The sequence below is a fragment of the Pseudomonas sp. CC120222-01a genome (assembly GCF_003097235.1).
Classification (GTDB): domain Bacteria; phylum Pseudomonadota; class Gammaproteobacteria; order Pseudomonadales; family Pseudomonadaceae; genus Aquipseudomonas.
On sequence record NZ_QEQQ01000030.1, the window covers coordinates 1 to 23971 of the forward strand.

16 protein-coding genes are annotated in these 23971 nt (G+C 57.0%); 11 read left to right on the forward strand and 5 right to left on the reverse strand.

What is annotated here, in order from left to right:
- The coding region (locus tag N430_RS26130; RefSeq protein ID WP_133248855.1) for a transposase at positions 1 to 267 on the reverse strand (267 nt) is incomplete at its 3' end.
- 339 nt (positions 268 to 606) lie between these two features.
- Here N430_RS26130 and N430_RS26135 point away from each other — a divergent pair.
- The 11 genes from N430_RS26135 to N430_RS26185 all read left to right on the forward strand — a co-directional run bounded on the left by N430_RS26135 (position 607) and on the right by N430_RS26185 (position 20797).
- Positions 607 to 1350: a hypothetical protein gene (locus N430_RS26135; RefSeq protein ID WP_110639693.1), complete on the forward strand. Its 744-nt coding sequence runs from the start codon at positions 607 to 609 to the stop codon at positions 1348 to 1350.
- 89 nt (positions 1351 to 1439) lie between these two features.
- Entirely contained in the window at positions 1440 to 2867 is a 1428-nt protein-coding gene (locus N430_RS26140) for a DUF262 domain-containing protein (RefSeq protein ID WP_165837388.1), read from the forward strand.
- A complete protein-coding gene (locus N430_RS26145; RefSeq protein WP_110639691.1) occupies positions 2857 to 4887 on the forward strand; it encodes a DUF262 domain-containing protein in 2031 nt (676 codons plus the stop codon). The genes N430_RS26140 and N430_RS26145 overlap by 11 nt, the downstream gene beginning before the upstream one ends.
- A gap of 368 nt (positions 4888 to 5255) precedes the next feature.
- Positions 5256 to 7448, forward strand: coding sequence for a type I Zorya anti-phage system protein ZorA1 (zorA1, locus tag N430_RS26150; protein ID WP_110639690.1), 2193 nt, complete (start codon positions 5256 to 5258; stop codon positions 7446 to 7448).
- A gap of 13 nt (positions 7449 to 7461) precedes the next feature.
- Positions 7462 to 8205 (forward strand): type I Zorya anti-phage system protein ZorB1, encoded by a 744-nt coding sequence (gene zorB1, locus N430_RS26155; RefSeq protein WP_110639689.1) that lies wholly within the window; start codon positions 7462 to 7464, stop codon positions 8203 to 8205.
- Positions 8202 to 9830 (forward strand): type I Zorya anti-phage system protein ZorC, encoded by a 1629-nt coding sequence (zorC, locus tag N430_RS26160; RefSeq protein ID WP_110639688.1) that lies wholly within the window; start codon positions 8202 to 8204, stop codon positions 9828 to 9830. Before zorB1 ends, zorC begins: the two co-directional genes overlap by 4 nt.
- Positions 9830 to 13078: a type I Zorya anti-phage system protein ZorD gene (zorD, locus tag N430_RS26165; protein ID WP_110639687.1), complete on the forward strand. Its 3249-nt coding sequence runs from the start codon at positions 9830 to 9832 to the stop codon at positions 13076 to 13078. Before zorC ends, zorD begins: the two co-directional genes overlap by 1 nt.
- 252 nt (positions 13079 to 13330) lie before the next feature.
- The gene (locus tag N430_RS26170; RefSeq protein ID WP_110639686.1) at positions 13331 to 15307 is read left to right on the forward strand and encodes a class I SAM-dependent DNA methyltransferase; all 1977 of its coding nucleotides are present in this window, start codon (positions 13331 to 13333) and stop codon (positions 15305 to 15307) included.
- Entirely contained in the window at positions 15304 to 16656 is a 1353-nt protein-coding gene (locus N430_RS26175; protein WP_110639685.1) for a restriction endonuclease subunit S, read from the forward strand. The genes N430_RS26170 and N430_RS26175 overlap by 4 nt, the downstream gene beginning before the upstream one ends.
- Positions 16657 to 19857, forward strand: a complete 3201-nt coding sequence (locus N430_RS26180) for a type I restriction endonuclease subunit R (protein ID WP_110639684.1) — start codon at positions 16657 to 16659, stop codon at positions 19855 to 19857.
- Positions 19858 to 19885: 28 nt separating this feature from the next.
- Complete coding sequence (locus N430_RS26185; protein WP_110639683.1) at positions 19886 to 20797, forward strand: restriction endonuclease; 912 nt, start codon at positions 19886 to 19888, stop codon at positions 20795 to 20797.
- A gap of 66 nt (positions 20798 to 20863) precedes the next feature.
- On the opposite strand, the gene N430_RS26190 is transcribed toward N430_RS26185, so the two are convergent.
- The 4 genes from N430_RS26190 to N430_RS26205 are packed head-to-tail and all read right to left on the reverse strand — an operon-like array spanning position 20864 to position 23825.
- Positions 20864 to 21130 (reverse strand): hypothetical protein, encoded by a 267-nt coding sequence (locus N430_RS26190; RefSeq protein WP_110639682.1) that lies wholly within the window; start codon positions 21128 to 21130, stop codon positions 20864 to 20866.
- On the reverse strand, positions 21127 to 22107 hold the full coding sequence (locus tag N430_RS26195; RefSeq protein WP_110639681.1) for an integrase domain-containing protein: 981 nt from the start codon (positions 22105 to 22107) through the stop codon (positions 21127 to 21129). The genes N430_RS26190 and N430_RS26195 overlap by 4 nt, the downstream gene beginning before the upstream one ends.
- Positions 22085 to 22444 (reverse strand): hypothetical protein, encoded by a 360-nt coding sequence (locus tag N430_RS26200; RefSeq protein WP_110639680.1) that lies wholly within the window; start codon positions 22442 to 22444, stop codon positions 22085 to 22087. Before N430_RS26200 ends, N430_RS26195 begins: the two co-directional genes overlap by 23 nt.
- Entirely contained in the window at positions 22428 to 23825 is a 1398-nt protein-coding gene (locus N430_RS26205) for a YfjI family protein (RefSeq protein ID WP_110639679.1), read from the reverse strand. The genes N430_RS26200 and N430_RS26205 overlap by 17 nt, the downstream gene beginning before the upstream one ends.
- Positions 23826 to 23971 lie beyond the last annotated feature (146 nt).

The window sequence follows — 23971 nt, forward strand, 5'->3', positions numbered from 1 at the left end:
AGCCTTTTTTAGTATCGACTTCTCGCGTTCAAGGCGCGTGATGCGAGCTTCCAGCTCTTGGATTTTTTGCTGCTCTGGCGTCAACGCTTTGCTGGCCGGCGTGATGCCGCCGCGCTCTTGCTGAAGCTGATTAACCCACCGGCGCAGGGCTGACTCGACCAAGCCGAGCGAGCGTGCAGCTTCGGCGTGGCTATAGCCTTGGTCGAGCACCAGGCAGGCAGCTTCGCGCTTGAATTCAGGAGTAAAGGTACGGCGTTGCTTGGTCATCAGACACCTCTCTGTGGCGAGCATTCTCGCCTAAATTGGTGTCCGGGGTTAGTAGACCACTACACATCCGAGATTCGTAAAGACGAGAAGTAGGGAGGGGACAGGTTGGCGCATCCGCAGCTGATTCCGATTGAGGCTGCTGCTGGCCTCGTCATGAATGAAGGTGTGCTGGATGAGAATTGTAGAGTCATATCATGCAGTGGTGGCATTATGCCTTTTTAAGCGCGCGGTTTCCGCGTGGGATGACACTCACTGCTCTATGCACTCATCCCGATGTTTGCAAACTTGACACATCAGCTCGTAACGCCCACCCAAGGTCCCGCTCAAGGAATGAACGCAATGATCAAAAAATCGGTGACGGAGCTCGCGTTCGTCAACAGTAAATCGCCCCTACCCACCGTCGAGGTCGATTCGCAGTCCATAGAGGACGCAGGTTTTAGCATCTACCGTACGGTCATGCAGGTGCTCACCCAATTGGCTGAGCAGGACGCATCACTGCGAGCGACTCTCTATATGTACGGTACTGTCAGCGTCAATTTCCGCGAGCCGTGCTGGTCTGAATTTTTGCTGGTTGCAGGCCCAGAAAAGGTGCTGCGTGCCTTGGGGGCTGGCTTTGAACGTTTGCCGGCCGTGAAGTCGCGCTTCAGTGATTACGTTCCGTCTTCCGCAGCCCTGCGCACCTTCCATGTCCAGGATGGCTTAGTGTGGGAACAAGAGGATGCCAGCACTTGGTACTCCCACGCCCAGACGCTGGCTGACCTGACCGCTGAAGTCGACGAGGCTGAAGAGGCCGACGACGATGGCGACCTTATCGAGGAGGATGAAGCGGAAGAGACCTGGGATGTCGAGGACCTGGAGGCTTCGGATGACCAGGAAGAAGACTCGACGGTTGTTATCGGAAACCGGAAGGCGGCTCGCTATCGCGCCGCGCGCTCGGATGCGAAAGTGAGCACCATCCGGGCAAGGATCGAAGAAGTCTTCGGGTTGCCGGAAGGTTCTGTCGCGCTCTGTGGGCCGGACGGCCGCGCGTTGCGAGGGAACGCGCTGATCAGGACGCTGCGTAAACGTTGGGACGAAAATTGATTCGGGAAATTCTACCCGCCAAGCCGAGTTCGCTTGTACGGGTCAGTACTCTGTCTTTCGCAGAATTACTCAATGCAAGCGATTGGCCGTTGGCATTGGACAGCTATCAGCGTGGTTTCGTCTGGGGGCCAGACAAGCTGACGCAACTGGTCAATGACCTAGCAACATATGCAGCACAGGCGGATACCACCCTGCCTTACTACATGGGTGGTGTACTACTGCATCGCGACGCAAGCCAGTCGAAGCGGTTCATCATCGATGGTCAGCAGCGCATCACCGCGCTGTCGCTGTTGTACCACCGCTCTACCGGCAAGCTGCCAGTGGGGCAGGCACTCAGCTATTCGGGACAATCCCTGCGACATATTGCTGAAGGATTGCAGGCATTGAGGCAAATGGAGGCGATTGCGCCGCAGATCATCGAAAGGCTGCGACTGACAGTGATCGAAGTGGACAGCACTGACCTAGCTTTCACCTTCTTCGACACCCAGAACAACCGCGGGGTGCGCTTGGAGGCCACTGACCTGCTCAAGGCCTATCACCTGCGTGCGATCGACTACGCGCAAGGGAAGACTGAACTCAAGGCTGCACTGCAGAGGGACTGTGCAGAGCGCTGGGAGAGGCTGCAACGCCTCCCGGCGGTGCTGAGCCCAGGTCAGGACTTCGCCCCTAACTTATTCAATCGTTTTCTCTGGCGTGCGCGGCGTTGGCGCGGATCGCACACGCCTGCGGGGAAGCACGAACCGCTCCTGGCAGAATTCCAGCGCGACACTTGGCCCCACGCCGCCGACAGCCGTAGCCGTATTGACAGCGTGCCGCTCTACGCGACCCGGCACAATCGGCTAGCGTCCTGCATGACGCTGGCGGGAGATGGTGATTATGTGCTGCAGGGTAGCCAGCTGCGAGTCGGGCAAAATCCTGCAAACCTGCCTATGGCGTTGCGTCAGCCCATCCATGAAGGTGTTGGGTTCTTTCTATACGCAGACAAGTACGCAGCGTTGCTGCAACGGTTAATGAATGATCCTGCGCCTTGTCCGCAGGTCAGTATCTTCCGCATGATTTACAAACAGCTGCTGCGTAGTAACCAGGAGTACCTGCGCGAGATCTTCATGCTCTGCAGCCTGATGTATGTCGATCAGTTCGACGTTGAACAACTGACCGCTTTTGCCCTGCGCTTGGAGTTTTTGCTGGGCGCGATTCGCCTGGAGAAAAAACAGGTCAAGCAGGAAACCGCGGCCAATTTCTTCAGGCTGGCCGAGCTGAACCTGCTGGATGTGATTGCCCAGAGTTACCACCCGAAGCAGGTGCTGGACTTTCTTCAGCACCGACAACAAGCGGTGGTGTCTTCGTATGCTAACGAATCGGTATCAGTAGGGCAGGGGGTGCAGGGGCGATACAAGAGGGCGGTCCTTGATTTCTATCAAGGGCAGCTGGACTCCGAATGCTCGACCCTTGCGGGTAAATCGCAATGGCTCGAAACGTACTTGAAGGCTTGTCAGGAAGATCGCCATGAGTATTGATTCCCGTCTCTTCACCTTGGAACAGCTTGTTCATCAAGACGACGCGGCCTGGTGCTTCAACGTGCCTATCTACCAGCGTCTGTACGTCTGGGGTGATGATCAGATCAAGACATTGCTGACCGATATGGCGAATGCCTTTGATCGGGGCGAAGACCAGTTTTTTCTGGGTGGTGCCCTGCTGGTTGAAAAAACCTCTGAGCAAGATCGCCTTAAGGGTCTGCGCCGCTTCGACCTAATCGATGGGCAGCAGCGCTTCACGACGCTGTGGATGCTCAGCACGGTCGCCATATGGAACCAAGTGATGGGCGACTTCAGCAGGGTAGTGCTGAAAGACAGCGTGATTCCACGCCTGCATTTCTCGATCCGCGAGCAGGTGAACACCTTCCTCGCCAGCATGATGCCTGGCAAAAGTGGTGCAAGCCCAGAGATCCCCGATACTCAAAGCATGAGAAAAGCTCAGCAACTGATGGCTTCCTTCAAGCAGACCTACAAGCGTGCGGATGGCAAGCCTGTGGATGACAAATACCTCGAGGAGCTGGCTTCCTTCGTTTATCGCAAGGTTTCGCTCGTGCTCACGCAGGTGCCTGAGGGGATGGACTTGAACAAGTTGTTTGAGGTCATCAACAACCGTGGAGTCCAGCTTCAGCATCACGAAATTCTCAAGGCCAGGTTATTGCGCGACATCCCCGTCGAAAGCCGTTCCCGTTACGCAGCTTTGTGGAACGCTTGTGCCGACATGAGTGGCTTTGTCGAACGTAATCTCTGCCAGGATACACAGCTGGAGGCTCACCGCTTGGGTGATCTCTATAGCAAAGGGCAGTTGCTTCACGCAGTAGCTGTGCACGGGCTGCTGTCGCGAAGAGCCGAGGCTGCACAGGTGGAATCTGCTGAACGGCTGACCTTGGAGAACATTGTCAACGGCGCAGATGCCAAGTTTGACAATGGATCTGCGACCATCGCGATGGACGAAGGGGAGGCACCATGGGCGCGCAGTATTATTGGCTTCCCTTTGTTCCTTCTGCATGTGCTGCGCATCTGGTTGAAAGAGCAAGGGCAGCCGGACCTGCCCCGCGTGCTGGATCGGCACCTGCTTACCTTGTTCGAGGCCCATTTACTGCAGCCGGCGGAGCCCGCGCAGCGTACCGCGAGGGCACAAGGGTTCATTGACCTGCTTTGGCGTATGCGGGTGCTTTGGGATGAATACGTCATCAAGTGGGTCGATCAGGGGGATGACGAGGTTCATCAAATTTGCCACACCTCGATCTCTGCCAATGATGACAAGCGTTACATCAATCGCAGCCGTGACAATGATCTGAAACAAGGCATGTCGTTACTGCAGAGCATGCTCTACCACTCCCAGGAGATCACCACCCATTATTGGCTGACACCGTTCCTTTATTTCATCCACAAGCATGCGCAAACCGTGCGTGGCGGCGTGGAGGAGGTTGAGCGCTACTACGGCTTCCTGTGCCATTTGGATAACCAATTGCTCGGGGAAGTAACGAGCGATCCCTTGGTAGTGCGCACGCGGGCATTCATGAATGAGCCCTGGCGTACCGCTGCTGCGCTTCAATTCGAGGCAGTGTTGCCCTGCGATTACGGCGTCGACTTTGCCCATTACTGGTTCTACAAGCTGGACTTTGTGCTCTGGTATGAGCAGCATCGTGATCATGATGCATGGGGCAACTTTCGCTTCACAGCCAAGAACTCGGTGGAACATATTTCGCCGCAGAATCCACAGGCGACCGATACCAATAAGGTCACCAGCGCCTGGCTGAACCGCTTTGGCAATTTGGCGCTGGTCTCGCGCAGCATAAACTCCGAGTACAGCAATCTGCCATACAACGAAAAGCGCCAGCGATTCCTCAACAAGCGAGCCCTTGAGAAGCGGCCAGACTCTTTGAAAATGGACTTGATATATTCGAATAGCGAATGGGGTGATGCGAAGGCAGAAGCGCATCAAACTGCAATGCGGGAGGCAATGCGACGCCATTACCAAAGGGATTTCTGCAAAGACTAGCGGGTAGCGAAGGCTTTGGGTTTCAGCGAATCCCATGCCGTCATTCAGCCGCCTGCTTGTTAAGGCATGGAGCGCCCTCGACAAGCCTTTTCGGTCTCCCAAGTCAGGGGGCCATTAGTGGTTCCCGGCTTTACGACGGTTACGGCTCAGGCTAAGGTGATGGCATAAGGATATTATTCTCCGGCATTTTTTCCAAGGAAGGTTCTGGGGGCGCATTGATGCGCCCATTCCACTACGAGCTTGTAGTGCCCCAAAACGTGCTTGGCAAGGTGCTGTCGCTGTCCCCAGCGGGACAGGCGATTGGCGCATCCGTGTGGGTAATGCGGTCTTGCTGAATATCAAAAAATGCTTAATTGAAGGCGGAAGGTATGGATTTTTCGACGTTGTTGCACCTATGGGGTGCAGCAAGCTCTGAGCAGCTGATCGCACCCAAAATGGTTGTTGGTCTCGTTTTCATTCTTTGCGCTTGGTACTTCGTCCGTTACTTCTGTAGGTCATTCAAGCTTAGCGCCCAGCTGAAACGTTTGATTGTTAGCTTGCAGAACGTGAAAACTCTCGATCCACCTCTCCGGCGTTCTGAGCTGGAACGTCTATTCAGTGGCAGCAGACTGGAGCATTCCTGGCGCGAGTATGCTGAAACGCTGCACGATCAGTTCGAGCTCAAGGAGGGCGAACAGGTTCTTCTCCGATCACGAGCCACTGCCGGTGCTGCACATTTCTTCTCACCGCAAAGTGTGGTTGATACCCCGCTGGGGACCGAGTTCTACAAGCATCTACCGGGTATTTTGACCGGTATCGGGATCGTCGGAACCTTCTTCGGCTTGATGCTGGGCCTTCAGCACTTTGACCCGAGCACGCCTGAACAGGTTAACGCCAGCGTCGACAAGCTGTTGAAAGACGTGCTGTTCGCTTTCATCGGCTCTTTTATCTCAATCATGGCCTCCATCGCCGTCACGCTCACTGAAAAGTGGCGCCTGGGGCAGTGCTACAAGCTGCTTGAAGCGTTCAATGAAACAATCGACGGGCTTTTTGACAGCGGTGTCGGTGAGGAATACCTGGCTGAGCTGGTGCGCTCTAGCGCTGAAAGCTCGGTGCAAACCCGCCAGCTGAAGGACAGCCTGGTGACTGATCTGCGGGAAATGTTACAGAACCTCGTCGATACCCAGGTCCGTGAAAGCCTCAAATTGGCAGATACCTTGTCGACGACGTACCGAGACTCTGGGCAGCTGCTGGCCGATCAGGTGAGCGGCGCAATCGAGAATAGCCTCAAGTCGCCGCTTGAAGCCATCGCGGGTGCGGTGCAGGCCGCCAGTGGCGAACAGTCCGGGCAGGTACAGAACCTGCTACAGGATGTTCTGGTTGCCTTCATGAACAAGCTGGAAGGTACGTTCGGCCAGCAGTTCAATGGCCTGCACGAGTTGATGGGCCAGTCGGTTGCCGCCATGCAGTCGATGCAGCAGGGCTTCTCGACGCTGATCCAGGACATGCGTTCGGCTAGCGAGTCCTCTAATCAAAGCAGTTCGTCCATGATTGCCCAGTTACTGGCCGATATGCAGGCCGGGCAAAATGCCATGCAAGCGGGGATGAACGACATGCTCGCCAATCTTCAGGCTTCGGTTGCCCGTATCGGCAACGAAGGGGAGGGCGCTGGCGCTCGAATGGCCGAGCAACTAGAGAAGCTGTTCGCTCAAAGCGAGGCCCGCCAAGAGGCGATGGCTGAAAATCTCCAGGCTTTTGTCGAGTCGATCAAGCAGAGCATCGGCCAGGGCCAACAGGAAACCATGGCCAAGATTGCAGGCTCCGTCGAGGTGTTGGGTGAACAGCTCTCGGCAGTCTTCAAGCAACTGGAACAGGGTCAGCAGCAGATGGATCAATCCACCCGCGCTGCCCAGGCAGACCTGCACCAAGGTACCCGCGACCTGGTGGGCGGCCTCGACGAGCAGGTCAAAGCATTGCTGCAGACGGTTTCCGAGCAACAGAAATCTGCCCAAGACACTGTCAATGCATTGAGCGCGCAGACAGAGCAGCATCTGCTCGGTATGCAGCAAGGTGCGGACAAGATGCGGGCCGCGGCTGAGCGATTTGAAACTGCTGGGCAAAGTGTTGCGCGAGCCAGTGAATCGACGGCGGGGCTGATGGGTACAGTCCAGGGCGCAGGGGCTGAGCTTGCACAGGCGTCGCGTGAGCTGAACACCGTTGTCGCGGACTACCGGAACAATCGTGAAGCGCTCGCGAAAACCCTCGCGGTCATCGAAGGGGTAGTTGCCAGTGCTCAAGGGGAAGCCAGCGGTCGCAGCCAGTATCTTCAGGACCTGAAGGTTCAGAGCGAGCGGATGCAGGCGCTTAACCGCGAAGTGTATGAATACCTCGAAAACATCAGTGGTGTGCTGGGTAACGGTTTCAAGGAATTCGGTGAAGGCATGGACCGGGCGTTGAGACAAACCCTGGGTAGCCTCGACACCGAGCTCGATAAAGCAGTCAAGAGCCTCGCTGGCGGTGTGGAAGGGGTCAAGGAAAGTCTCGAAGACTTCGGCGACATCATGGAACGCATCAGGCGGTAACGGAGGCTAGTCGATGTTTGGTAAGCAAATGCCTTCGGCTGCCCGTTCAAAGGACGAGGGAGAGAAGCCTTTCTGGATTTCCTTCGCTGACTTGATGACAGCGATGATGATTCTGTTTCTTGTGGTCATGGTGGCGGCTTTGAGTTCCGTGACGCAGCGTATCAACCAGGCGGAGCAGGGGGAGAAGCAGCGTAGCAAGGACATCAGTCAGATTTGCGAGCACCTGAGCCTCAAGGCGAAGACTGCCAGCAAGACCATCGTCGTGGACTGCAAGGACAACCGGATCAGCTTCGGCGATGCTGGCCGCTTTGGGCATAACCAGTACGCGCTGAGCAACGATGGCCAATCGGCACTTCAGGAGGTCGTGCCGATGATTCTGGACGCAGCCAACAGTGAAGAGGGGCGCAAGTGGTTCAAACAGGTCGTGATCGAGGGGTCGACCGACACCGACGGTTCCTACCTTTACAACTTGCACCTGTCATTGCAGCGCTCGGAGTGGGTGATGTGCAGCCTGCTCGATAGTCGCAGTCCGCTCCAGGTCGGATTGTCGCCGGAGCATCAGCAGCAGATCAGATCGATGTTTCTGGCGGGGGGCGTGTCGTTCAACAATGCGAAGGACACCAAGGAAGAAAGCCGGCGAGTGGAGTTGCGTATGCAGTTCTTTGGCTTGAAGGAGAAGGAGGGCAATCTCAAGCCTGATGTGCCGGTGTTCACTAATACTGATGTGGAAAAATGTCAGTTGGCGATGAACCGATGACCAGTTCGATCGCGAGGCTTTCCGCCGCCATTAGCCAAAGCCTGTCAGCTCATCGCACGGTGCAGGCCCCAGAACCGTTGGAGCGATTTCCCCGTCTGGCTGCTGCGGGAGTCGATCTTTATGAGCGATTCGAGCGCGCTGAAAAGGCATTGCCGCCACCCGAAGAAAAGCGCCGTGCTGCGATAAGCAAGTTTCGCAATGTACTACCACTCAACGCCTCGGAATGGCGCTTGGTATTCGCCGGCCTTTCCGACAAGAGTGAGCGCGTCGGGCCGATACTGGACGATGACCAGCTTTATGCCCGCGTACACGAAGAAGTACATCAGCGTATCGAAAAGCGAAGACTGAGCCGCCGGGATTGGTTGGCGCTATGCTTCAGCTACTTTGGCTACGACGCCGCTACGCCTGCGCAGAACGCCAATTGGTGCATGTTACGCGAAGATGTTCAGCTCGGTTTCGAATGCGTCAGAGACCAGCAGAAGCGTGTGAAGGAATGGGTGCAGATCGTTCAGCAACATCAGGAGCTCTTTTCCGAGCAGGCAGGAGCCACGCTGGGTGACCAGATGTTCAAGGGCGAGATTAGCGACCTTTCGGCATTGCAGACAATTGCGCAGATCCCGGACAACAGCTGGCTGTGGCGCAGGATTTTTACCGTACTGATTTCTCGCATTTTCATGTTGGATGACGCTGAGTTTTCTCAGCGCTTGCCCGACCTGGTCGACATTGGCCGACAGCACCCGCGGTACATGAACGACATTCTGAGTGCATGCCTGTCGCGTTACCACTTGGCAGCTTATCGGGAGAAGCCATCGTCGCTGCTCAAACAGCTGGCGCTAGACAATTGGGGGAGTCCGCAGATCCGCTCTAGACAAAACAGCTGGCTGCAGTATGTCGATAAAGATGTCTGTGCGATGGTTGTGGCGTGGTTTGCGAAGGAGGATCTGGAGCACTTCTTCAACCTGCTCAAAGGGGAGGCAGAAGTCGATCAATCTCGTCTGCATTATTGGCTGCGTTTTGCCAACCAGATGAGTTACACCAGGATTGTCATGGGTTCGGATGCCTGGCATGACAGCGGGCGAGACTTCGTCCACTTCCGGGAGAAGAACAAGGGGCGCCTCAGCCGACTGGTAGGCGGGCCCGGCCATAACAATGCCGTCATTATGCAGATCGGGAACTACTTTTTCGTGGAATTCTCCGGTACGGGTAATGCCTGCTATGTGTATCAAGCAGACAAGTCGCCTTTCAACCCAGACAAGATGCAGCTCGAATTGGCGAGCGAGCTGAAGCAGCCTAATCGTGCACTGGATCGAATGCGGCATTCACCTGCACCCAGCCGCCCGGACCGCATAGAGGGTTGGCTCAGCAAATTCGATTATGCCCTCGAGCAATGGGGTATTCGTGTACAGAGTCAGGCCGCAGCGGCAGGTTCAGCCAAGCCGTTGCCTTTTGAAGACCAGGTCCGTGACGCTCTAAAGTCGGTCAAATACAAGGTCTATGATCAGCGCGAACGCGGCGGTGCATTTCAGGTCCAGCTTGATGATCATGACCCGGCCGCAGTAACTGCACTGCAGCGCCTGGGCTTCAGGCCCGTCAATAACCAGCCACTCCGGTTCTGGAGGCAGTAATGCTCAAGCGTTTCCTCAAAGGCATTGGCCTGCAGCCGAACTCGGCAGCAGAAAGTACTGAGCCGGTTTTTTCCATTGAAGAGCAGGGCATCTGTTATCCCCTGAGCTTGGCGGAGAGCACGGAGTCCTGGTCGCTGGCGAGTTATCTTGATCAGCTGGAAGAAGAGGAGTTCGTCTCCCAGTTGAGCGATCGCTGGCTTTTGACGTGGGATGAGCTCTACCGGCTGCTGGATGAGCCCGAGCATGTAACAAGCCTGCCGCTATTGGGGTTACCATCGCTTACAGCCCTCATCCCTCAATTGAGCAGCCAAGGTAGCCTTGCCTCCGACGATTTCAAGGTTTCCATCAGTGGCTGGCGTGATCCGCAGTCCAATGCCAGCGTGCAGGTGCAGCGAACGGGGGCCATCGTTCAACATCAGGGAGCCACAGAAATGCTGCCTGAGGCGTCCTGGAAACTGACCGGTGCTGTACGACAGCTTTATCTGGCACAACAAAATGAGCCCGGTGAAGTAACCAACCAGATCGGTTGGGCCAGCATCAGAAAGCTGGCGCGCAAGGCTGGCGCTGGTATGGATGGTTTCTTGGATAAGACCGTCGTTATCAAACCCGAGAAACTGCGGCTCAACCCACGAAAGTCGACGCTTGGCGACACACCAGTTATCGAGTTGCAACCGAGCTTTGATGGCCAGCCGGCCAACTGGCTTGAGAGCTTTGACGGTGCCAAGCAGGTTCAGGATCGATACCGGGTAACGGGTGACGATGGCTCGCTGACTCATGTTCTGATTGAGCCTGAAGTCAAGTCGGTACTGGACTATGTGCGTTCGTTGCCTGGGCGTCGGGTTGCTGGTGACGATGCCCTTTCATTCGTCCGTAACCCTTACAGCACACTCGGCGAAAGTGCCGCACACGTGCTGGATGCCGAAGCCTATGAAGACGAGCTCGCTGAGGCCGGTATTTTCTTTCATCGCTTCCATCTGGAACCCAAACTGGATGAAGCGGGCCAGCGTATCGAGCAGGTAACACTGACGCTCGAGCCGATTTCTCCAACCCCGCAGGCGCCTATCGAAATTGAGTTCAAAGCGGCCCATGAATTCGCGCCGCTTGTGCATGAACTGCACCTGAAGTTGGCCGCCGGCATGCCTGCAGGCTTCTGGCAGGGCTATGAGCTGGAACTCAGCGATTTTGATTTGCGCCAGTTGGCAGGCATCAATGACCTGCTCAAGCGTTGGCAAAACGAAGCGGCCGGAATCGAGTTTGAATCGGTCCTGGACCTTTCTCTCTACGGCGACCGTGTGACAGGCATTGGTGAGGCGGAAAGAATTACTTCGCCTTTCCTGGTCAAAGAGGCGACCGAGAACTGGTTGCCGAAAGATGTGGCAGCGCTGGGCATCGACGCAGAAATCCTGGGTCGGTGGGATCCTTCCGATCGTACTCAATTTGAAGCGTTTGGGCAGCGGCTGGATCAAGCACGCGCTGCCGGTGATGACACGGTCTGTTTGCCAGAGTCCGAAACACCACTCTCGATTGCCGCAGCAGAACAACTGTTGGATGCCTGGTCGAAGAAGATTGCACCTGTCGAGACCGGCCAAGTTGAGCAACGGGAGAAAGTTGGCCGCGCCGTACTGCAAATCGGCCACAACATTGACGAGCCGACTTACGTACAGGTACGTCAAGCAGCGTTACGCGCCGCTTTGGATGCAACGCCAGAGTTGCCTGGTTTGCTCAAGCCTGAGGTCGTTCTGCGTGACCATCAGTTGCAAGGCGTGGCGTGGTTGCAGCATTTGTTCCGCTTGTCCCCCACGGACGTATCGGGTTGCTTGCTCGCTGATGACATGGGGCTTGGGAAAACGATCCAGTTGCTCACCTTCCTGGTCTGGTACCTGGAACAGTACCCAAACGATCAGCCAACGCTGATCGTCGCTCCGGTTTCGTTGCTCGATAACTGGGAGCGAGAGCTTCACCGTTTCTTTTTTGCTGACGCACTGCCCGTATTGAAGCTGTACGGCTCGGCCTTGAGTGCGGTGAAGTTCAAGAAAGATGAAATCCCTGCGGACTTGAAAGCCAAAGGCATCAAGAACCTGCTGCGCCCGGGTTGGATGGGCGATGCCCGAATCGTCCTGACGACTTACGAGACACTGCGCGATCAGGAGTTTTCCCTGGCGCGCCAGCAATGGTCCATCGTCGTGTGTGACGAAGCTCAGAAGCTGAAGAACCCGGCGGCACTGGTGACTCAAGCGATCAAAGCTATCCCCGCACGCTTCCGAGTGGCGTGTACTGGTACACCAGTCGAAAATACCTTGATCGATCTTTGGTGCCTGTTCGACTTCATTCAGCCAGGATTTCTGGGCGGCTTGAACCAGTTCGGTCGCGACTATCAGCGCCCCATCGAAGCCGCACTGGAGCGTGATACGGATGCGCTGGAACGTCTGCGTGGGCTGATCGAACCGCAGACTTTGCGGCGGACCAAGCAGGACATCGCCAAGGACCTGCCGGCCAAAATCGAAGACGCAGCATGCCGTTCACTTGGCATGCATACCCTGCAGCGTAACCTGTATCTGTCCGAAGTTTCCGCATACAGCCAGAAGCAGCAGATCGAAGAGCAGCTCGATCAGAAGACCTCCCGCATGCTGGGCTTGCTGCACAAGCTAAAGCTGATTTGTGCCCATCCTTACAGCGTTCAGCCAGACACGCGGTTGCGCGACAACTCGCCGAAGCTTCAGTGGCTGATTCAGACGCTCGAGTCGATCAAAAGGGCCGGCAACGGCGACAAGGTCATCGTCTTTACCGAGTTGCGCGATATTCAGCGGGAATTGCAGCACGCAATTCAGCAGCATTTCGGCTTTCGGGCGACGGTCATCAATGGCGATACCAGTACCAGCAGTCAGAGCTCTAATAGCCGGCAGAGGCTGATCGATCAATTCCAGGAGCTGCCAGGTTTCGCCGTCATCATCCTGTCCACTATCGCCGTCGGATTCGGGGTGAACGTGCAGTCCGCCAACCACGTCATTCACTTCACGCGCTGCTGGAACCCGGCCAAGGAAGATCAGGCGACCGATCGGGCCTATCGGATTGGGCAGCAGAAGGATGTGTATGTGTACTACCCGACGGTTCGGGATGCGACGATGCCGACGTTTGAAGCGACGCTGAACGAGCTGCTGAGTAAGCGGCGAGCGTTGGCGCGAGATATGTTGAGTGGGACCTCGGAGCTGCAGGCTTCTGATTTTGAGGCCGTGCTGAACACGCATTGATATGTCAATTATGGGTACAGGTGCGCTCATCTCCAAGCGTGCCAATCCGCAAGAACCTGCGAGCTAGGGCGGGTGCGTCAGTGGTAACTGAGTGGATTATTTACCTGTTCGCACGTCAAGTGTTGGCACTGGACGTTCTGAGGCTTAATGTGCGCGGCATCCAGGCCGCCCATGAGCCCTCGGGCTGTGACATTCAGTCGGCTCGAAAGGTTAAACTCACCCTTTTGCCTGTGTATTCCAAGGAATTATTGAGTGAACACGGAAAATCATTCCCAGACGGCCGCCTTTCTCTGGTCGATTGCCGACCTACTGCGTGGTGATTTCAAGCAGTCCCAGTACGGCCGCATCATCCTGCCATTCACCCTGCTGCGGCGTATGGAGTGTGTGCTGGCGCCGACCAAGGATGCCGTGATTTACGAGTCCTACGCTCAGGAAGGCCGCCCGGACACCGTACGTGAAATGTACATGCTGCGCGCCGCTGGCCAGCAGTTCTTCAACTCCTCATCGTTGACCCTCGGCACCCTGTCCGACACCCAGACCGCCGCCGACCTGATGAGCTACGTGCAGTCCTTCAGCAAGGATGCCCGCGAGATTTTCGAGCACTTCCACTTTGAAGACTTCGTTCAGCAACTGGAAACTGCCAACCTGCTGTATCAGGTGGTGCAGCGCTTCGCCGCTACGGATCTGAGTCCAGAGTTCATCAGCAACTTCGGCATGGGTATCATCTTTGAAGAGCTGATTCGCAAGTTCGCGGAAAGCTCCAACGAAACCGCCGGGGAGCACTTTACCCCGCGCGATATCGTGCACCTCACCACCTCGCTGGTGATCACCGATCAGGACCACAAGCTTGCGCCCAACAGCATCGTCACCATCTACGACCCAACCGCCGGCACCGGCGGCTTTCTGTCTGAGGGGGACGAGTACATCCAGTCCATCAGCGAAAAGGTCAGCGTGTCGCTGCACGGCCAGGAGCTTAACCCCGAGTCCTACGCCATCTGCAAGGCGGACATGCTGATCAAGGGCCAGGACGTGGCCAGCATCAAACTCGGCAACACCCTGTCCAACGACCAGTTGGCCGACAAGCGCTTCGACTTTATGCTGAGCAACCCGCCGTTCGGCGTGGAATGGAAGAAGGTGCAGAAGCAGATCACCGACGAGCACAGCCATAAAGGCTTCGACGGCCGCTTCGGCCCCGGCCTGCCGCGCGTATCTGACGGTTCGCTGCTGTTCCTCCTGCACCTAGTCAGCAAGATGCGTGACCCGCGCGACGGTGGCTCGCGCATCGGCATTATCCTCAACGGTTCGCCGCTGTTTACCGGTGGCGCGGGTTCGGGCGAGTCGGAGATCCGTCGCTACCTGCTGCAGAACGATCTGGTCGAAGCCATCGTCGCGTTGCCGACCGACATGTTCTATAACACCGGCATCGCCACCTATGTGTGGATACTCAGCAACCACAAGGCTACCGCGCGCCAGGGCAAGGTGCAGTTGATCGACGGCAGCCAGCACTACGCCAAAATGCGCAAGTCGCTGGGCAGCAAGCGCCAGTACATCACCGAAGATCAAATCAGCGAGCTGGTGCGCCTGTACGGCAGCTTCGAGGAAACCCCGCAGAGCAAGATTTTCCCCGTCGATGCCTTCGGTTACCGCCGTATCACTGTTGAGCGCCCGCTACGCCTGAACTTCCAAACCAGCGCCGAGCGCATCGCTAATGTGCAGGAAGAAAAAGCCCTGCAGAAACTCGACAGCGCCGCCCAGCAGCAATTGATGACGGCCCTGCAAGCGATGGACGCCAGCGTGCTGCACCGCAACCGCGAGCAGTTCAGCAAGCTGCTGAAAAAAGCCCTTACCGCCCACAGCGTCAGCCTCAGTGCACCGGAGTTGAAAGCCCTGCTCAACGCCTTGAGCGAGCGCGACCCCGAGGCGGATGTCTGCATGACCAAGGGCCAGCCGGAAGCAGACGCCGGCTTGCGCGACAACGAGAACGTGCCGCTGGGCGAGTCGGTGTACGACTATTTCCAGCGTGAAGTCACCCCCCATGTGCCGGATGCCTGGATCGACGAGAGCAAACGGGATGAGCAGGACGGCGAAGTCGGCATCGTCGCTTTCGAAATTCCCTTCAATCGCCACTTCTACGTGTTCCAGCCACCACGCTTGCTAGCTGAGATCGACCGTGACCTCAAGGCCTGCACCGATCGCATCAAACAAATGATCGAGGGGCTGTCAGCATGAGTATTCCTGCGTATTCCACATACAAGGACTCCAGTGTTGAGTGGTTGGGAGAGGTGCCAACCGACTGGGTAGTTTCAAAGTTGGGTTATTTTTTTCGAGAGCCTCCATGCTATGGAGTTTTGGTTCCTGATTTCGAAAATGATGGCGTTCCAATGTTGCGGATTACGGACATGGAGCATGAATTCATCGATACTTCAGGCCTTGTAACCATAAGTGCAGGGCTCTCCGCTCAATATTCGCGCACGATTGTCAAAGAAGGTGACGTTGTTCTGTCGCTGGTCGGAACAATAGGAAAGGCATTTGAGGTAGGCCCAAAGCTTGCCGGAGTAAATTTGTCTCGAGCCATTGCTCGAATCCAGCTCGATGACAACACCCTTCCTCGATATTTATGCTGGATTTTCCAGTCCCGCGCATTTACCCATTTTATTGACTTGGTGTGCAGAGGTACCGCGCAGCGTGTCCTAAATTTGTCGGACTTGAGTGCGTTCAGCTTTGTCTTTCCAACTTACGTCGAGCAGTCCTCAATCAGCGCATTTCTTGACTACGAAACCGCCCGCATCGACGCGCTGATCGAAGAGCAGCAGCGCCTGATCGAACTGCTCAAGGAAAAACGCAAGGCCCTGATCTCCCTCGCCGTTACCAGAGGCCTCGACCCCACGGTGCTGATGAAAGACTCCGGCGTGGAGTGGCTGGGCGAGGTGCCGGCGCATTGGACTATAAAAAAAGGTGGCCACATTGGAATGCTTTTTGGCTCCGAAGCAGTTCCGGAAGGTATGGTGAATGACTATGGAAATCTGCCATTTTTGAAGGTTGGCTCTCTCTCGTCAGATACGCTGAGCATCAGGCAGTGGGACTTTTTTGTAGATGAATCTATTGAAAGATATTATCGACCAAAAAGTCGGTTTGTTGTTTTTCCCAAGCGTGGGGCTGCAATTTTTCTTAATAAAGTAAATGTTGTGGAAGTGGGCGCATTACTTGACCCTAATCTCATGGGCTGGGAGATGCAAGCTGGTAATAATGCGTACTACTTCGCCAGTGTGCTGAAGTGCCGAGGGCTTTCGGAGTTGGCGGATGTTTCAACAGTTCCCCAGATTAACAACAAGCACATATCCCCTGAGAAGTTTCCAGTGCCACCGTATGTTGAACAAAATGGCATTGTGGCGTTTCTGGATACGGAGACTTTTAAGTTCGATCAGCTCGTAACTGAAGCCGAGCATGGTGTTTCTTTGCTTCAAGAACGCCGTTCTGCCCTAGTCTCCGCCGCCGTCACCGGCAAAATCGATGTGCGCAACTGGCAGCCACCGGCCAGCGCTCAAGCCCCCGAACCAGCAGTAGCAGAGGCCGACTAAATGGCGGACAGCAAGGAAGCGCAATTCCAGCAGGACATTATCGACGCCCTGGCCGCCCAAGGCTGGTTGGTGGGTACGGCCAGCGGCTACGACCGCCGCACGGCGTTGTATACCGAAGATGTGCTGGGCTACTTCAAGGATGCCTGGCCGGAGCGCTGGGACAAGTTTGCCAAGGCCAACCCGAATGGCCCGGACGCTGTACTGGTGCAAAAGCTGGTGCGCGAGCTGGAGCAGAGCGGCACCCTAGATGTGCTACGGCACGGCTTTAAGCTACCTGCGGTAAAGGTTGAGCTGTGCAGCTTTCAGCCTGACCACGGCATGAACCCGGACACACTCAAGCGCTACCAGTGCAACCGACTGCGCGTGGTGCCGGAGGTGTCCTACTCGCCACATGCGCGTGAGGCTGGCAGCAGTGGGCAGAGCTACAATCCACGGCTGGATCTCGTGTTGTTCGTCAACGGCATCCCCACCGCCACTCTGGAGCTGAAAAGCGAGTTCAAGCAGTCGGTAGAAAACGCCAAGCGCCAATACCGTTACGATCGCCCGGTAAAAGACCCGCTCACCCGTAAGCCCGAGCCACTGCTGACCTTCAAGCGCGGCGCGCTGGTGCACTTTGCCGTGGGCCAGAACGAGGTGGCGATGACCACCAAGCTGGCGGGCAAAGACACCTTCTTCCTGCCGTTCAACCTCGGCAGCGCGGATGGCGGCGCGGGCAACCCGATGCCTGAAGACGACAGTCAATACGCCACCAGCTACCTGTGGCAACGCCTGATGCAGCCGGATGCCTGGCTCAAGGTGCTGGGACGCTTTCTGCACCTGGACAAGAAAACCAGCGAAGGCTTCGACGGCACGCCGGTGACCAAGGAGACGATGATCTTCCCGCGTTACCACCAGTGGGAAGTGGTCAACCAACTGGTCAACACCACCCGCGCCGAAGGGCCGGGCAAACGCTATTTGATCCAGCACAGCGCCGGGTCGGGCAAGTCCAACTCCATCGCCTGGACGGCGCATCAGCTGGCTTCGCTGTACGACGATGCCGGCCAACGACTGTTCAACTCGGTGATCGTGGTCACCGACCGCACGGTGCTGGATAGCCAGTTGCAGAACACCATCTACCAGTTTGAGCACGCCCAGGGAGTGGTCAAACCGATCAGCCGGGATGTCGGCAACCAGAGCAAATCCGAACAGCTGGCCGAGGCGCTGGCCGAGCAGGCGCGCATCATCATCGTCACCATCCAGACCTTCCCGGCGTTGTTCGATGCCCTGGACAAGTACCCCAAGCTGGCCAGCGGGCGCTATGCGGTGATCGCTGACGAGGCGCATTCCTCGCAAACCGGCTCATCGGCCAGCAAGCTGAAACAGATACTGGGCAGTGAGGCCCTAGAGGCTGAAGAGGTCAGCGCCGAAGAGTTGCTGGACGCCGCCGTGCAGGCGCGCCAACCGAACGAGCGCATCAGCTACTACGCCTTCACCGCTACGCCCAAGGCCAAGACCCTGGAGCTGTTCGGTCGCCCGGCCGACCCAACGCTGCCGGCCAGTGCCAGCAACAAGCCGGAGGCGTTTCACCTGTACTCCATGCGTCAGGCCATCGAGGAAGGTTTTATCCTCGACGTGCTGCGTAACTACACCACCTACAGCACCGCTTGGAAGATCGCCCACCCGGATGGTGAAGATGACGAGGTGGACAGCAAGAAGGCGCGCATCAAGCTGGCGCGTTGGGTGCGTTTGCACCCGTACAATATCAGCCAGAAGGTCGAGGTGATCGTCGAGCACTTCCGCGCCAATATCCGTGGTCTGCTGGGTGGCAAGGCCAAAGCCATGGTCGTCACCAGCAGCCGTCAGGAAGCGGTGCGTTACCAACTGGCGGTGAAGACTTATGTACAGCAGATGGGGTACAGCGATGTGCACCCGCTGGTGGCGTTCTCCGGCAGCGTGTTACCGGATGAGCTGATCCCTGAAGAGGTGACGGAAAGCAGCAGCCTGCTTAACGCCGGCCTGAATGGCCGCGACCTGGCACAGGCGTTCGACACCCAGGACTTCAACGTGATGATCGCGGCCAACAAGTACCAGACCGGCTTCGATCAGCCCAAGCTATGCGCCATGTACGTGGATAAGAAGCTGCAAGGCGTAGACTGCGTGCAAACTTTGTCGCGGCTGAACCGCACCTTCGGCGACAGCAAGCAAACCTTCATTCTCGACTTCTTCAACGAGCCGCAGGACATTCTCGACGCCTTCTTGCCGTACTACACCAAGGCCGAGCTGACCGATGTGACTGATCCGCAGATCATCTATGACCTGCAGAAGAAGTTGGATGCCGAGGGGATCTATCACTGGCAGGAGGTCGAGGCGTTCGCCATGGCCTTCTTCGACCCCAAGGCGGCGGCCAGCAAGCTCAGCTACTACTGCACACCGGCCAAGGAGCGCTTTGCCAAGCGCTACGCCTTCTCGGTGGAGTCACGCCAGCAGGCGCTGGACTTCAAACGCACGGCCGAGGCTAACGGCGACAGTAGCGGCCTGAAAAAAGCCGAGCACGCGCTGAAAGAGGCCGGCGAGCAAATCGATCAACTCGACCTGTTCCGTAAAAACCTGCAGAGCTTTGTGCGCCTGTACGAGTTCCTCTCGCAGATTGTGCCCTACGAGGACCGTGAACTGGAGCAGCTCTGCGTGTACGCCAAACACCTGCACCCGCTGTTGCGCGTGGATCGCCTACAACAAGACGACGTGGATGTGGGCGAGCTGCAACTGAGCCACTACCGTCTGAGCAAGCGCGCCGAGCATCAGCTGCGCCTGAACGAGGAAACCGGCGAATACACCCTCAAACCTAGTAGTGATGTGGGCAGCGGCAAGCCCCATGATCCGGAGAAGAAGCGCTTATCGGAAATCATCGAGGCGCTGAACGATATCTTCGGAGCCGAGGTGAGTGATGACGACCAACTGCAGTTCCTTACCGGCATCGCCCAGCGCATCAGCCGCCAGGAAGATGTGATGGCCCAGGTGAACAACCACTCGGTGGATCAAGTGATGCACGGCCTGTTCCCCAAACGCGTGTTGGACACCGTGCTGGACGCCATGACCGACCACGAGAAACTCTCGCTGGAGGTACTGGATAACGAGACGAAGAGTCGGGCGTTTGCGCTGGTGATTTTGAAGATGCTGAAGACAGCGGCTGGATTTGATCAGAGCGGCTTGCACGGTGCCTGAACACCGTGTGTAAGGATAGGATGCAACGATGGCAATTCCTGATTTTCAAAGCGTGATGCGGCCTGTGCTGGCCACTGTGCAAAATGGTATGCCGATGCCACTCAACGAGGTGCGCGAGCAGGTGGCCGAGCAGTTTCAACTGACCGAGGAGGAGCGCAAGGAGCGGCTGCCCTCTGGCCATCAGTCAGTAATCAACAACCGAGTGGGCTGGGCACGTACTTATTTGAACAAAGCGGGACTGCTGTGCATTCCTACTAAGGGGATGGTGCAGATTACGCCGCGCGGCCTCACTACTTTGGCTGATGGCCCGGAGCGCATCACGGTTAGTTGGCTGAAGCAGTTCCCTGAATTCGCAGACTTCCATACCGCCAAACCGCAAGAGCTTGACGCGCCTGCCTTGCTACCTGTCGAGGTTGCTGAAACCACGCCTGACGAGCAGTTGGCAGAAGCGCATCAAGCATTGGTACAGTCACTGGCAGATGAGCTGTTAGTGCAAGTCCGGGCTGCTACCCCCAGCTTTTTTGAGCAGTTGGTGGTCGATCTCATGATCGCGATGGGCTACGGCGGATCGCGTAAGGAAGCCGGTAAGGCAACCCAGGCAACCAATGATGATGGGATTGACGGGATTATTAAAGAAGACAAGCTCGGGCTTGACGTGATTTATCTGCAGGCCAAGCGCTGGACCAACACTGTGCACCGTCCGGAAGTCGACAAATTTATCGGCGCTTTGACACGCCAGCGTGCCCGCAAAGGCGTGTTTATCACCACGTCGGATTTCTCGGATGGCGCCCGTGCTGCAGCGCTGGGGCTGGATATCAAAGTGGTGCTGATCGACGGTGTCGAGCTGGCGCGACTGATGGTCGAGAACAACTTGGGTGTGAGCATTAAGCAGGTGTATGAGGTGAAGCAGTTAGACAGCGATTATTTCGCAGGGGAGTGAATTGTAACGTTTGGTCTTAACAAGACTTCGGCAGCTAATACTGACTCATATCCCTCTAATATGATGTCAGCGCCCGATGGCTCCCCTGCGCTTCAAGATCAATGCAGCAGTGAGACGATAGTGATACCTGGTGGCGTCGGAATGATCTTTCAGGTACTGGGTAAGAAACCAGCGCACATGCTTTAGCTGCCAGGTCCACGGATTATCTCGATGCCATCGCTGTTGAATGGCAGCCTGCATGATTCGGGCTTGGCGTAGGTGGCGTTGCTGCGTCGTTCTCGAGCCGGCCAGGGTGCCGCTCAGGAACAGCGTCATATCAAAGGGTTTGCTCATGATCGTCCACCAATGTAGGCCGAAACCACATCTATCCGGTTGTGCCCAAGCTCAAGGCTGATCTGTAGGCGTGCCTGATGATCAAGTTCGCGCTCTGTGCGAAAACCATGGCCACCATTGATCGGAGCTGCGAGGCCTGTAAGTTGCTGGTAACGTTTGCAGGCGTATGCCGCACGCAGTTCATGGAACCCCTTTAATCCGTATTCATACATTATTGCGCGAGCAGGGAGCACAGTCCGCTGAATGAACACGGCGTAGGTTTCATCCCGGGACAGTAAGTTGCGGCTGCCGGTCGGCGACGCTTCACGCGCCAACTGTAGTGCCGCCTTTACCTCCTCATTTGCGATGACCCATCGCGGAGCTGAAGCCCCTGAGCGGCCGCCTTTGGTGCCGTCCTGTATATTGATGCGGCCTAAGTACTCGGCTTCGCGGTGCAAGCGTGGCAGGTCCGCCAGGATCGCTTCGCGCAGGCGCATTCCGGTAGTCCGGGCCAGCATGACAATCGCTGCTACCCGCTCATGTTGCTGTTGTGCCAGCACCTGCGCTACTCGTTGAACGTTTTGATAGTCTTGGCCATCCGGCGCACGGGTGCGTACGATGGATCGCTGCTGTCCCAACGCTTGGCTCGGACTGACAATTCTCACGTCCAGATCACCGCGCAGCGCTGCGAGGGCGCGGTTAACGCTGCTCAGGCGGTTTTGCGCGGTGGCGATGCACAGTTCGCCTTGCTGGATCTGCTGGCGCAGGTATGCGACGTAATCCTCCAGCGTCTGTCGATCAATCTGGCGTGCATCGTTGTAACCGGGGCCGTCCTCCGATCGGCACCATCGCACGAAGGCTTGCCAGCGATCGCTGTGTGCTTTGACGGTGGCGAAGTGGCCGCCTGCGAACATATCCTCGAGTGCCTGACGACCGGCATAGCTCAGTTGGCGACCGTAGCCAAAATTGCGACCATCACGCCGACCGACCAGCGCCATTGTCTTCACCTTGATCGTTGGTTTGCAGGAGCCGCAGCAGGGCTTTCCAGTGGGGGCCGATGGTGTCCAACTGTCCCCAGTGTGCTGGGCGGATGAGGAGGGCATTTTCGCTGTGCTGCAGCAAAGCCCCTTCCTCTTGCAACTGCTCGATGAGCTGAGCCAGGTCTATGGGCTCAGGTGTTGCACTGGCGACAGCGGCGACAGTGGCGACAACACCCGCCGCATCTCGCTTGGCAGGTGGCGACAAAGTGGTGACGCTGGCGGCGACACACCGTAACTCGGTCGGCGAGCGATGTTGCGCTCGATAGCGGCGCACGGCGTCATTGAGGCGGAACATGGCGCACCTCGAATATGTCCCCGTCATTGTCCAGCCAGTTATGGGCAACCAACTGCAGCAATAACTCGAAGGTGTGCCGCGTGCTTTTACGGGCAAAGCGGGGGCCGTTGCGCGTTAGGTCGCGCAGGCGAAACGGTGGCCAGTTCTTCTTTATCAACCAGCGCAGCAGGCAGTCGGCCTCTGCGCGAAGCTTATTCAGAGGCTCCTGTTCAGTCAGTCGTTGGTTCTCGGCCAAGTAGTAATCCATCAGCGTAGAGGCGCGCTGAATGTGCATGTCTTCCAATGCAGTCGATTCCTCAACCACCGCCATCACACCAGCCATGCGAAGTACGTTCGCGGCGGCTTTGCCCGCAGCAGCTTGCACGTTGACCAGCTCGCCAAATTCCCCAGACTCGCATTCAATGGTGTCGTGAATGGCAATCCAGGCCTCACGGGCGCGGCGGCTCAACTCCAGGGTTACAGGGTTGAGGCCGCCGTCTTTATGGCGTGACCAAGGCTTCTGCATCAGCGCGGCAATGCGTTGCTGGTACAGGCGCACCTTTGGATCTCGGGTCAGGTCGATGGCTTTGTACAGCCGTTGTCCAATCAGACGCTCGGGCCAACTGATCAGGCAGCGCCCCAGGATGCCCTGGTCTTTGATATCTGCGTCCTGAAGCAAGCGGTTGGCCAGGCGGGGTTGCAGCATCAAGTGCATGCTGAGACGGCGGTCATAGGCACGCAGACTTTCCCCTGCCATCGCGCGCGACCGATCAATCGGGCTGCCGTCCCACAGCGTCGACAAGTGAGTGATCGCCTTAATCATGTTGTCTTTGTTCATGGTGCTGCCGCCCAAAAACTGCCCGCCTTCATCGCTGAACAGCCCCATGCTCGGCAAACCATGGCAGAGGCTTTTGACCAGGCCTTCAATGGTCGGCTCAGCACTGAGGAGTCTCGGTTGGACGGGTTCAGGTTGGGCGTCCAGTGCTGGCTGTGCTGACTTTTTCGAGGCCGGTGACTTCGCGGTGAGGCTCATTGCAGCTCGGTGCGCCTTGAGCTGTTCGCCATAGGCGATCCACTGCTGCCTCTCCCAGCTGCGTACGGCCTGCAACGCAACATGGTCCACCGCGCTTTTGCGATCACCCGAGCAAGCCACTGTCAGCAAGTACAGCGACAACGGATAAATTCTGCCGTCGAGGTGAACATTGGCGTGCGCCTGGCTCGCCAAAGCTGCCGTGGCCAGAACAGATTGCGCGGCCATGGCGCAGGGCACGCCGATCACTTCGGCCATGCGTTCCACGGCCGGCCCCAAAATATCGCCCAGCGCCGCGACCGGGTAGGGTAGAGGCGTAATCTGCTGTTCCAACAAGGGGCGTGGTGGCCCTTGGACTTCGCGCAGTTGCATAGCCTTCCTCCATAAATTACCGATCTCTCCCTCACGTCATCCCGCCAAGAATGTTGAGTGTTATCAGGGATCAAGGCCCCTGCGACCTGTGAGGGTGTCCACTGACGCGGGACTGGCGGCTCCTTACGACCAAGAGCAAGGGCACC

Coding starts and splice junctions, on each gene's coding strand:
- N430_RS26135 (WP_110639693.1), top strand. CDS start 607: ATGATCAAAAAATCGGTGACGGAGCTCGCGTTCGTCAACAGTAAATCG.
- N430_RS26145 (WP_110639691.1), top strand. CDS start 2,857: ATGAGTATTGATTCCCGTCTCTTCACCTTGGAACAGCTTGTTCATCAA.
- zorA1 (WP_110639690.1), top strand. CDS start 5,256: ATGGATTTTTCGACGTTGTTGCACCTATGGGGTGCAGCAAGCTCTGAG.
- zorB1 (WP_110639689.1), top strand. CDS start 7,462: ATGTTTGGTAAGCAAATGCCTTCGGCTGCCCGTTCAAAGGACGAGGGA.
- zorC (WP_110639688.1), top strand. CDS start 8,202: ATGACCAGTTCGATCGCGAGGCTTTCCGCCGCCATTAGCCAAAGCCTG.
- zorD (WP_110639687.1), top strand. CDS start 9,830: ATGCTCAAGCGTTTCCTCAAAGGCATTGGCCTGCAGCCGAACTCGGCA.
- N430_RS26175 (WP_110639685.1), top strand. CDS start 15,304: ATGAGTATTCCTGCGTATTCCACATACAAGGACTCCAGTGTTGAGTGG.
- N430_RS26180 (WP_110639684.1), top strand. CDS start 16,657: ATGGCGGACAGCAAGGAAGCGCAATTCCAGCAGGACATTATCGACGCC.
- N430_RS26185 (WP_110639683.1), top strand. CDS start 19,886: ATGGCAATTCCTGATTTTCAAAGCGTGATGCGGCCTGTGCTGGCCACT.
- N430_RS26190 (WP_110639682.1), bottom strand. CDS start 21,130: ATGAGCAAACCCTTTGATATGACGCTGTTCCTGAGCGGCACCCTGGCC.
- N430_RS26195 (WP_110639681.1), bottom strand. CDS start 22,107: ATGGCGCTGGTCGGTCGGCGTGATGGTCGCAATTTTGGCTACGGTCGC.
- N430_RS26200 (WP_110639680.1), bottom strand. CDS start 22,444: ATGTTCCGCCTCAATGACGCCGTGCGCCGCTATCGAGCGCAACATCGC.
- N430_RS26205 (WP_110639679.1), bottom strand. CDS start 23,825: ATGCAACTGCGCGAAGTCCAAGGGCCACCACGCCCCTTGTTGGAACAG.